The organism is Rhodococcus sp. NPDC059969 (genome assembly GCF_042738325.1).
GTDB lineage: Bacteria > Actinomycetota > Actinomycetes > Mycobacteriales > Mycobacteriaceae > Rhodococcus_F.
In genome coordinates, this window is sequence record NZ_JBHWUF010000022.1 from 1 (window position 1) to 9189 (window position 9189).

General features: G+C 65.5%; 9 protein-coding genes and 1 pseudogene. 4 read left to right on the forward strand and 6 right to left on the reverse strand.

Features of this window, described 5'->3' with window-relative positions:
• Positions 1-43 precede the first annotated feature (43 nt).
• Positions 44-1261 carry an acetyl-CoA C-acetyltransferase gene (locus tag ACFWAD_RS29560; protein ID WP_277377443.1) on the reverse strand — a complete coding sequence of 406 codons (1218 nt, stop codon included), beginning with the start codon at positions 1259-1261 and terminating at the stop codon, positions 44-46.
• A 121-nt stretch (positions 1262-1382) separates the two neighbouring features.
• Complete coding sequence (locus tag ACFWAD_RS29565; RefSeq protein WP_378450101.1) at positions 1383-2345, reverse strand: SGNH/GDSL hydrolase family protein; 963 nt, start codon at positions 2343-2345, stop codon at positions 1383-1385.
• A gap of 80 nt (positions 2346-2425) precedes the next feature.
• On the opposite strand from ACFWAD_RS29565, the gene ACFWAD_RS29570 reads away from it, so the two are divergent.
• From ACFWAD_RS29570 to ilvA, 3 genes are all read left to right on the forward strand, one after another.
• Entirely contained in the window at positions 2426-3811 is a 1386-nt protein-coding gene (locus tag ACFWAD_RS29570) for a cystathionine beta-synthase (protein ID WP_230814199.1), read from the forward strand.
• A 44-nt stretch (positions 3812-3855) separates the two neighbouring features.
• Positions 3856-5028 (forward strand): cystathionine gamma-synthase, encoded by a 1173-nt coding sequence (locus tag ACFWAD_RS29575; protein ID WP_378550318.1) that lies wholly within the window; start codon positions 3856-3858, stop codon positions 5026-5028.
• 135 nt (positions 5029-5163) lie between these two features.
• Positions 5164-6327: a threonine ammonia-lyase gene (gene ilvA, locus ACFWAD_RS29580; RefSeq protein ID WP_223257899.1), complete on the forward strand. Its 1164-nt coding sequence runs from the start codon at positions 5164-5166 to the stop codon at positions 6325-6327.
• Positions 6328-6333: 6 nt separating this feature from the next.
• On the opposite strand, the gene ACFWAD_RS29585 is transcribed toward ilvA, so the two are convergent.
• Both ACFWAD_RS29585 and ACFWAD_RS29590 read right to left on the reverse strand, forming a co-directional pair.
• Complete coding sequence (locus ACFWAD_RS29585; protein ID WP_378550321.1) at positions 6334-7128, reverse strand: FAD:protein FMN transferase; 795 nt, start codon at positions 7126-7128, stop codon at positions 6334-6336.
• A complete protein-coding gene (locus ACFWAD_RS29590) occupies positions 7125-7370 on the reverse strand; it encodes a hypothetical protein (RefSeq protein WP_153211881.1) in 246 nt (81 codons plus the stop codon). The genes ACFWAD_RS29585 and ACFWAD_RS29590 overlap by 4 nt, the downstream gene beginning before the upstream one ends.
• Positions 7371-7575: 205 nt before the next feature.
• Between ACFWAD_RS29590 and ACFWAD_RS29595 the strand changes: the two genes are divergently transcribed.
• Positions 7576-8676 (forward strand): NlpC/P60 family protein, encoded by a 1101-nt coding sequence (locus ACFWAD_RS29595; protein WP_378450024.1) that lies wholly within the window; start codon positions 7576-7578, stop codon positions 8674-8676.
• Positions 8677-8754: 78 nt separating this feature from the next.
• On the opposite strand, the pseudogene ACFWAD_RS29600 reads toward ACFWAD_RS29595, so the two are convergent.
• Both ACFWAD_RS29600 and ACFWAD_RS29605 read right to left on the reverse strand, forming a co-directional pair.
• Positions 8755-8931 (reverse strand): annotated as a pseudogene (locus tag ACFWAD_RS29600) (L-threonylcarbamoyladenylate synthase); the annotation flags it as partial.
• Positions 8932-8980: 49 nt separating this feature from the next.
• On the reverse strand, positions 8981-9189 hold a 209-nt coding region (locus ACFWAD_RS29605), incomplete at its 5' end, for a hypothetical protein (RefSeq protein ID WP_378550324.1).

Genomic DNA, 9189 nt, shown 5'->3' on the forward strand with positions numbered 1-9189 from the left:
GCCCGGCAGAAGCCGGGCGGCCGCTTTCGACGTGCTCAGGGGATCAGCTGAGGCGCTCGATCACCATTGCCATGCCCTGTCCGCCGCCGACACACATGGTCTCGACGCCGAAGGTCTTGTCCTGCTCCTGCAGGTTGTTGATCAGGGTGTTGGTGATGCGGGCACCGGTCATACCGAAGGGGTGGCCCAGTGCGATCGCGCCACCGGAGATGTTGAGCTTGTCTTCTTCGATACCCAGTTCGCGAGCGGATCCGAGGACCTGCACGGCGAATGCCTCGTTGATCTCGAACAGGTCGATGTCGGAGATCGACTTGCCGGCGATTTTCAGGGCGTTCTTGACGGCCTGAATCGGGCCGAGGCCCATGATCTCGGGCGACAGGCCCGAAACGCCGGTGGAGACGATGCGAGCGAGCGGGGTCAGGCCGAGTGCCTTTGCCTTGGTGTCGGACATGATCACCAGTGCGGCTGCGCCGTCGTTGAGCGGGCAGGCGTTGCCCGCGGTGACGGTGCCGTCGGGGCGGAAGACGGGCTTGAGGCCGCTGATGCCTTCGTAGGTGGTGCCGGCGCGGGGGCCGTCGTCCTTGGAGACGACGGTGCCGTCGGCGAGGGTGACGGGGGTGATCTCACGCTCGAAGAAGCCGCGAGCGATGGCTTCCTCGGCGCGGTTCTGGCTGCGCACTGCCCAGCGGTCCTGGTCTTCGCGGGTGATGCCGGTGGCGGAAGCGACGTTCTCCGCGGTCTGGCCCATGCCCAGGTACACGTCGGGGATCAGGCCTTCTTCGCGAGGATCGGTCCAGGCGACTCCACCTTCGGCGAGCTTGGCGCTACGGGCCTGCGCTGCGTCGAAGAGCGGGTTCTTGGTGTTGGGGAGGCCGTCGGCGTTGCCCGTGATGAAGCTGGAGACGGACTCGACGCCGGCGGAGATGAAGACGTCGCCCTCGCCTGCGCGGATGGCGTGCAGAGCCATGCGGGTGGTCTGCAGCGAGGAGGAACAGTAACGGTTGACCGTGACACCGGGGAGGAAGTCGTAGCCGAGCTGGACGGCGACGACGCGGGCGATGTTGAAGCCCGACTGACCGGCGGGCTGGCCGCAACCGAGCATGAGGTCGTCGATCTCGGTGGGGTCGAGCTCGGGGACCTTTGCCAACGCGGCGGCAACCATCTGAGTCGCGAGGTCATCCGGGCGGATGTCCTTGAGCGAACCCTTCATTGCGCGGCCGATGGGCGACCGTACTGCTGAGACGATTACTGCCTCGGGCATGAAAACTCCTTTTGTGTACTGCTCGGGGCCGGCTTGAAACGCCGTCGAGCAGGGCAAGTTGAATGCAGCTTCGACTTACAATTTACGTTGCCACTCCCAGATGGTGGTCACGCAGTCTCACTCAGTTGACGTCGTGGCGCTGACCTGCAGGTTTGGTGCGTCGCGCGAAAGCTTTCCATTGGGTTGCCGCCGCCGTCAGTCGGGCCGCGACGGTGCGAGCTTGCGCCGCCTCCGAGACGTGGGGGAGTTCGGGTAGCGGGCCACCCTGCCACTCGCCCAGCGCCGACGCGAGAACCGGGACGATCTGCTTCGCCGCGAGTTCGTATCCGGCCGCGGACGGGTGGAAACGGTCGGCCGAGAACATCGTGTCGGGCGAGGCCAGGAATTCCTTGGCCAGCAGGTCAGCTAGTGGAACGGGATGACCCCCCGCGTTTCGGGTCGCGGCCGCCTGGGCGAGCGCCAGACGATGACCCCATTCACGCACCACGGAGCGCAGCGGTTGCGGGATTGCCGTGACCACCCCCAGATCTGGGCAGGTGCCGACAACAACGACGGCGCCGCTCTCGCGTAAGCGTCGTACCGCGTCGCCGAGGCGTTTCGCCGACGCGTGAATTGCGTTCTTGGCAGTGACGTCGTTGGCGCCGATCAGGATCACCGCAGCGTCCGGGGGAGGGCCGGCGACGAACATGGCGTCGACCTGCCCGCTCAACCCGCGTGAGGTGGCGCCGCCGATGGCCTTGGTGCTCAAGCGGATTCGTTTCCCGGTTTCACTCGCGAGCTGCTTCGCGACCTGCACACCCGGAACTTCCGACGCCGTCAGCGCGCCGACGCCGGCCGCAGACGAATCGCCGAAGATCATCAAGTGGAGATCGAAGGGCACGGCCCGCCACCAGAGTTCCGGGTTGTCGGCGCCGGGCGCGTACACGCCGTCCGCCTCGGGTGGCTTGGCGATATTGCGACCGATCACCCCACGCGCCGCACCTGCCTGCGACATCAGATAGTTGTAGCCCAACCAGGAGAGCGTGCCTGCACTCGATCCGGCCACCACCGTGGCCACCGACGCTTTCAGTCCGGTTCGACTCACACTTGCCAATCTAGCCGGATTGCACCGCCTTCGCCCGACGTCCGCGCGCACCGTTTTCTTCTATCTGGGAACATGGACGAATGCGCATCGCGGAACACGTCGTCGACCTCATCGGCAACACCCCACTCGTCAAGCTCACGTCCGTCACGGGCGAAAACTTCGGCACGGTGGCAGCCAAGGTCGAGTACCTCAACCCGGGCGGTAGCTCCAAGGACCGCATCGCCGTCAAGATGATCGACGCAGCCGAGGCTTCGGGTGAACTGAAGCCGGGCGGCACCATCGTCGAACCGACTTCGGGCAACACCGGAATCGGCTTGGCGCTCGTGGCGCAAAAGCGTGGATACAAGTGCGTTTTCGTCTGCCCCGACAAGGTCAGCGAAGACAAGCGCAACGTCCTGCGTGCCTACGGCGCCGAGGTGGTCGTGTGCCCCACGGCCGTCGCGCCGGACAACCCGAACAGCTACTACAGCGTCTCCGACCGCCTCACCCGTGAGATCCCCGGCGCCTGGAAGCCCAACCAGTACTCCAACCCGGGTGGACCGGAGAGCCACTACGAGACCACCGGTCCCGAGATCTGGGCTGACACCGACGGCAAGATCACGCACTTCGTCGCGGGCGTCGGCACCGGCGGAACCATCACCGGCACCGGCCGCTACCTCAAGGAAGTTTCGGGCGGCAAGGTCAAGGTGATCGGCGCAGACCCCGAAGGCTCCGTCTACTCCGGCGGCACCGGTCGCCCGTACCTCGTCGAAGGCGTCGGCGAAGACTTCTGGCCGACCGCATACGACCCGTCCATCCCGGACGAGATCATCGCCGTCTCGGACGCCGATTCCTTCGAGATGACACGTCGCCTCGCCCGTGAAGAGGGACTGCTGGTCGGCGGTTCCTGCGGTATGGCGGTCGTCGCTGCCCTCGAAGTAGCCAAGCGCGAGGGCCCAGACGCCCTGATCGTCGTCCTCCTCCCGGATGGTGGCCGCGGCTACCTGTCCAAGATCTTCAACGATCAGTGGATGGCGTCGTACGGATTCCTGCGCACCCCACTCGACGGCAAGACGAACGTTCCCACTGTCGGCGACGTGCTGCGCGGCAAGTCGGGCGAGCTGCCGGACCTCGTTCACACCCACCCGTCGGAGACCCTGCGCGACGCGATCGAGATCCTGCGCGAGTACGGCGTGTCCCAGATGCCCGTCGTCGGTGCGGAACCGCCGGTCATGGCAGGCGAGGTCGCCGGAAGTGTGTCCGAGCGAGATCTGCTGAGCGCGGTATTCGAAGGCCGTGCGCACCTTGCGGATTCCGTCGAGAAGCACATGAGCAAGCCGTTCCCGCTCATCGGATCCGGCGAGCCGGTTTCGGCTGCCACGAAGGCGCTCGGTGACACCGACGCACTCATGGTGGTCGACGACGGCAAGCCGGTCGGTGTCATCACGCGCCACGATCTCCTGGGTTTCCTGAGTTCGGATTCCTGAGTTCGGATTCCTGCGCCGGCACCGGCGCCATTAGGCTGGGGACCATGAGTGAGCAACGCAGCAAGGCCGACAACATCAGCTGGCAGGGTTTCTCCACGAAAGCGGTGCATGCGGGTTACGAACCCGATCCGCTGACCGGTGCGGTCAACGTGCCGATCTACGCGAGTTCCACCTTCGCCCAAGACGGCGTCGGTGGAATGCGCAGTGGCTTCGAGTACGCGCGAACGGGTAACCCCACCCGTCGCCCACTCGAGGCGAACCTCGCCGCGCTCGAATCCGGAACCTACGGTCGAGCGTTCAGTTCGGGAATGGCGGCCACCGACTGCCTGCTCCGTTCGGTACTTCGACCCGGCGATCACTTGGTCATCCCCGACGACGCGTACGGCGGAACCTTCCGTCTCATCGACAAGGTCTTCACGCAGTGGGGGATCGAGTACACCCCGGCTCCGGTGTCCGACGTCGATGCGGTGCGCGCGGCGATGAAGTCCAACACCAAGCTGGTCTGGGTCGAGACCCCCACGAACCCGCTGCTCAACATCGGTGACATCGAGCTGCTCACCGAGGTCGCCCACGAGGGCAACGCAAAGATCGTGGTGGACAACACCTTCGCGTCGCCGTACCTGCAGCAGCCGTTGCAGCTCGGTGCCGACATCGCGCTGCACTCCACGACCAAGTACATCGGTGGACACTCCGACGTGGTCGGTGGCGCTCTCGTCTGCAACGACGAGGAACTGGACGCGGCCTTCGCGTTCCTGCAGAACGGATCGGGCGGCGTTCCCGGCCCGTTCGACGCGTTCTTGACGTTGCGCGGAATCAAGACTCTGGCGCTGCGCATGGAGCGTCACAGCGACAATGCGGAGAAGGTCGTCGAATTGCTCGACGGTCACCCCGCTGTTGCCAGCGTCATTTATCCCGGCCTGGCTTCGCACCCGTCGCACAAGGTCGCGGCCAAGCAGATGCGACGCTTCGGCGGCATGATCTCCGTGCGTCTCAAGGGTGGCAAGGCGGCAGCTCTCGACCTGTGCTCGCGCACCGAGATCTTCACGCTGGCAGAATCTCTCGGCGGAGTCGAATCCCTCATCGAGTTCCCCGGTGCGATGACTCACGCCTCGACGGCCGGTTCCGCGCTCGAGGTTCCCGACGATCTGGTTCGCCTGTCGGTCGGCATCGAAGACGCCTCCGATCTGGTCGGCGACATCGAGCAAGCGCTGTCCTGATCGTCGCTCTACGGTAATTCGACTTCGAATCTGCAGTGCGCCTTCACACCTCACGAGGGTGTGGAGGCGCACTTTCTGGAGGCATGCGTGAATCTCGAACAGATAAAGGCTGCACAGCAACTGCTGGCCCCGGTCATGCGACGCACCCCGGTCGTGGCCTCGCGAGTGTTGTCCGAAACCACCGGCTTCGCCGTGAGCTTGAAATGTGAAAACCTGCAGCGCACCGGCTCTTTCAAACCGCGCGGTGCGTACAACCGCATTGCCAATCTTTCCGCAGAGGAACGGGCAGCGGGCGTGGTGGCGGCCAGTGCCGGTAACCATGCGCAGGGAGTTGCCTGGTCTGCAACAGAATTGGGAATCAAGTCGACCGTCTTCATGCCGACGGGTGCGCCGCTGCCGAAGTTGGTGGCCACCAAGGCATATGGGGCTCAGGTCCACCTGCACGGTTCGACTGTCGACGAAGCGCTCGTGGCCGCTCGCGAATTCGCGGACCGAACCGGAGCAGTTCTGGTCCACCCGTTCGACCACGAGGACGTCGTGGCGGGGCAGGGGACTGTGGGCCTGGAAATCCTCGAGCAACTCCCCGAGGTAGGCACGATTCTCGTTCCCACTGGCGGCGGTGGATTGATCGCCGGAGTGGCTGCAGCAGTCAAAGCTGTACGCCCGCAGGTGCGCATCGTCGGAGTGCAGGCCGAAACTGCGGCCGCCTGGCCGGCGTCGTTGGCGGCCGGGAAGCCGACGGCCTTGGCGTCGATGTCGACGATGGCGGACGGCATCGCCGTGGGCTGCCCTGGCGAAGTTCCGTTCGCCGAGGTTGCCGCACACGTTGACGCGGTGGTCACGGTCAGCGAGGAAGCGCTGTCCAAAGCGCTGCTGCTGTGCCTCGAACGCGCCAAATTGATTGTCGAACCGGCAGGCGTCGCGGCCGTTGCGGCGTTGATGACATGCTCGCCGGAGGAATTGGGCCTGACCGGGCCGGTATGCGCTGTGCTGTCCGGCGGCAACATCGATCCGCTGCTACTCACGCACGTCATCTCACACGGACTGCGGGCAGCCGGACGGTTCCTCGGCGTTCACATCACCATCGACGATCGGCCGGGTGCGCTGGTCTCGCTGCTCGAAGTGGTTCGGGCAAATGGTGCCAGCGTGGTCGACGTCATCCACTCCCGTACCGGTGGCGAACTTGCACTCGACGAAGTGGAGGTCTTCCTCACCGTCGAGACGCGTGGTCCGGACAACAAGGCGGAACTTCTGACGGCCTTCGACCGCGCCGGCTACGCAGTACGCCTGCAGAACTGACGCGTGTTACTCGTCAGGCCAGCCGCCCAGAACCGTCACGCGGAACTCCTGGTCGACCAGCCTGGCGGGTACGTCGAGTTGATGTAGCCAGTCGATGGCCGAACCGCCCATACCGACCGCAACACGACTCAGTGCGGCGGCCTGGGCGCACGAAGATGCAATCACTGACACCGTCCGCCACATCGGCGTCGCCGTCGATTCGCGATGCAATGGTTTGACGGTGCTGGCCGTGGCGATGCCGCAGTCGGACGGGAGAGCTACCTGGCACGTCGGATCCCCCGGTAGGTCTTGAACCTGAATCTGCCAGCCGTCTTCCGGCGCCGCGCCGGCAACGGCGATGTCGCCGCCGAGGCCGACCAGCACTCCGCACCCGAGAAGCGTGGCAGTGGAGGCCGCGCAGTGGTCCGCCGAACTGGCGCGGGCAGTCGCGGACAGATCGAGAACGACGTCGTCCGGGCTGTACACACGGTTGTTCTCGACGCGAATCTTCCACCAGGAGTGAGGGTCTGCCGAGCCGGCTGTAGGCGTGAGTTTCCCGTCGGTCAATCGTGCGACAGCCAACGCGTCCTCGAGAAAGTGCGCGAACATGGGTGTGACGGCGACGCCTTCGACGTTGCTTGCGGCGCTGACGTAGGTCCGAATCTCGGAGTCGGCACGATCTCGATTGGTGGCGGCGTCGGCAGCGGTGAGGTACCCGCGAACCAGGCTGGCCGCGGAGGGTAGGACTTCAGGGTCGGTGACGACGACCCGAGCCTGCACACCCCAGGTGAGCCACTCGGACGCCGAGCGCGGAGTGCTCACGAACCGTTGGAGACGGCGTCCGGGGTTCCGAATCCGGCGACCACGACGGGCCGCTTCGCTACGGGATTCTTGGTGTGAGAAGCCGAGGTGTCCGGCGCGAGCGCCGTGGCCGTAGGAGAAGAAACGAGAGAAAGTCCGCCGCTTGCGAGTGCTCCCGCCACAGCCGTGGCTGCGAGGGCGAGGCGAACGGGTCGATACACCGTAGTGCGTCCCCGGGCGGGTCGTGGCCGATCGTCGCTCATGCACTCAGCTTGCACGCCGAACCTGAGAAAAGCCTTGGCGTCTGTAGTCATTTGCGTAACGCCCACCGAGATAAATGAGACATTGGTTACAGGAGTCGCGAGACTTAGCCGTGTCGAATGCATGTTCGAAAGAGTAGATGTTCGCACCGACAAGTTTCGGGTACGACCACGTACATGGGTTTTCAGAGGTTTATCGGAGGTTCGGATGGCAGTCGGTGTTCTGGCGATCGCTGTGTCGATCGGCACCGCACTGGGCGTGATGAGTGGAACTCTCGGCGCGCCCGCTCAAGTCGAGAAGAACGAGTCTTCGAATGCTGCAGTCTCACTTGCAGCCTGGAACGGGCCGGCGCGAACACAGGACACACCTGAGGGAATCGTGCCTTCCGTGCCTTCCAACTTTCCGGGAGCGACGTTGGCGCCCGTGGGAGCGGTGGCAGTGTTCGCGCCGTGGATCAAGAAGGCGGGTGCTCTCTGCTCGGAGATCACGCCCGCGGTGATCGCCTCGCTGTACTCGGTCGAGAACGGATTCAAGTACGGACCCGACACCGACATCTCACCTGAGGGCGGACGCGGGCCTGGCCGCTTCACCACCGCGGCGTGGACTGCCTACGGCAAAGACGGTGACGGCGACGGGAAGATGGACATTCTGGGCGTCGCCGATCCGGTGATGACAACCGGCTACCGGTTGTGCGATCTCGTGAAGCAGGCGCAGTCCTGGCAGAAGTCCGGTGAAGTCGAGGGCGATACCGTCGACCTCGCCCTCGCGGCATACGACGTCGGGCCCGACGCCGTTCGTGAAGCGGGCGGCGTTCCGGCAGACAAGTCAGGTGACGTTCCCGCCGAGCAGGCGGCCGCCGCTCCGTTTGTCGCCCAGATCAAATCGTTGCAGGACTCGTTCGCCCTCATGCTCGCACCCTTCGACTACAACAACCTCGCCGCTGCGGTGGGCGGCGTCGTCGAGGCCGGTCTGAAGTTTCTCGGATTGCCCTACGTGTGGGGCGGCGGAAACGTCAACGGGCCGTCGATGGGCGGGTTCGACTGCTCGGGCTTGACGTCGTACGCGATCCACGCGGCAACTGGCGTGACGCTGCCGCGGACCTCCGAGACGCAGTGGGGCGTCGGCGTCGAGATCCCGCTCGACCAGGCGCAGCCCGGTGACCTGTTGTTCGGCAATTGGCAGGCAGGCGGACCCGGCCACGTGGCGATCTACGTCGGCAACGGTCAGATGCTTCACGCACCCACGTTCGGCGACGTCGTGAAGGTCGGCCCGATCTTCGCCGGAATGAAAGCTCGCCGCGTGGTGTGAGTGCGCCGGAACTGCAACGCCGATCGAGCAAGAAGCGGGCCCCCCCCCCGGGGGGGGGGGGGGGGCCCCCCGGCCCTTCACCTGGAAGATGCGCGCGACGGCGGCAGGGTCCTCGGCGTTCGCGCCGAGACCGTAGACGGTCTCCGTCGGAAGGGCCACCAGACCGCCGGCGCGCAGCACCTCCACCGCCCGCTCGATGTCACTGGTCGTTGCCGTCACCATCGCAGTACTCCATTGTTCCGCTCCCACATCCATGACCTCGCCGACAGATGACGACAAGACCACGCATGTTCTACAGGCCTCATCATGCCGACCCGGCCCGGCGGTCCACCACCAGGGGCCACGCCGGCCAAGGCCACCACCTGCGCAAGACTGGAAGGGTCGAGCCGAACATGCCGCGGCCCCGGATGCCGAGCAGGTACCCGGGGACCGGGACGGCGACGACGCGGCCATCCAGATCCTGCTGGCCGGCCTTGCCTCCGTCGCGGACACTGCGGCCCTGCTGTATCTGCG

What these genes read in the sequence shown, in the direction of transcription:
- ACFWAD_RS29595 (WP_378450024.1), top strand. Translation starts at nt 7,576, where the DNA reads ATGGCAGTCGGTGTTCTGGCGATCGCTGTGTCGATCGGCACCGCACTG.
- ilvA (WP_223257899.1), top strand. Translation starts at nt 5,164, where the DNA reads ATGCGACGCACCCCGGTCGTGGCCTCGCGAGTGTTGTCCGAAACCACC.
- ACFWAD_RS29575 (WP_378550318.1), top strand. Translation starts at nt 3,856, where the DNA reads ATGAGTGAGCAACGCAGCAAGGCCGACAACATCAGCTGGCAGGGTTTC.
- ACFWAD_RS29590 (WP_153211881.1), bottom strand. Translation starts at nt 7,370, where the DNA reads ATGAGCGACGATCGGCCACGACCCGCCCGGGGACGCACTACGGTGTAT.
- ACFWAD_RS29560 (WP_277377443.1), bottom strand. Translation starts at nt 1,261, where the DNA reads ATGCCCGAGGCAGTAATCGTCTCAGCAGTACGGTCGCCCATCGGCCGC.
- ACFWAD_RS29570 (WP_230814199.1), top strand. Translation starts at nt 2,426, where the DNA reads ATGCGCATCGCGGAACACGTCGTCGACCTCATCGGCAACACCCCACTC.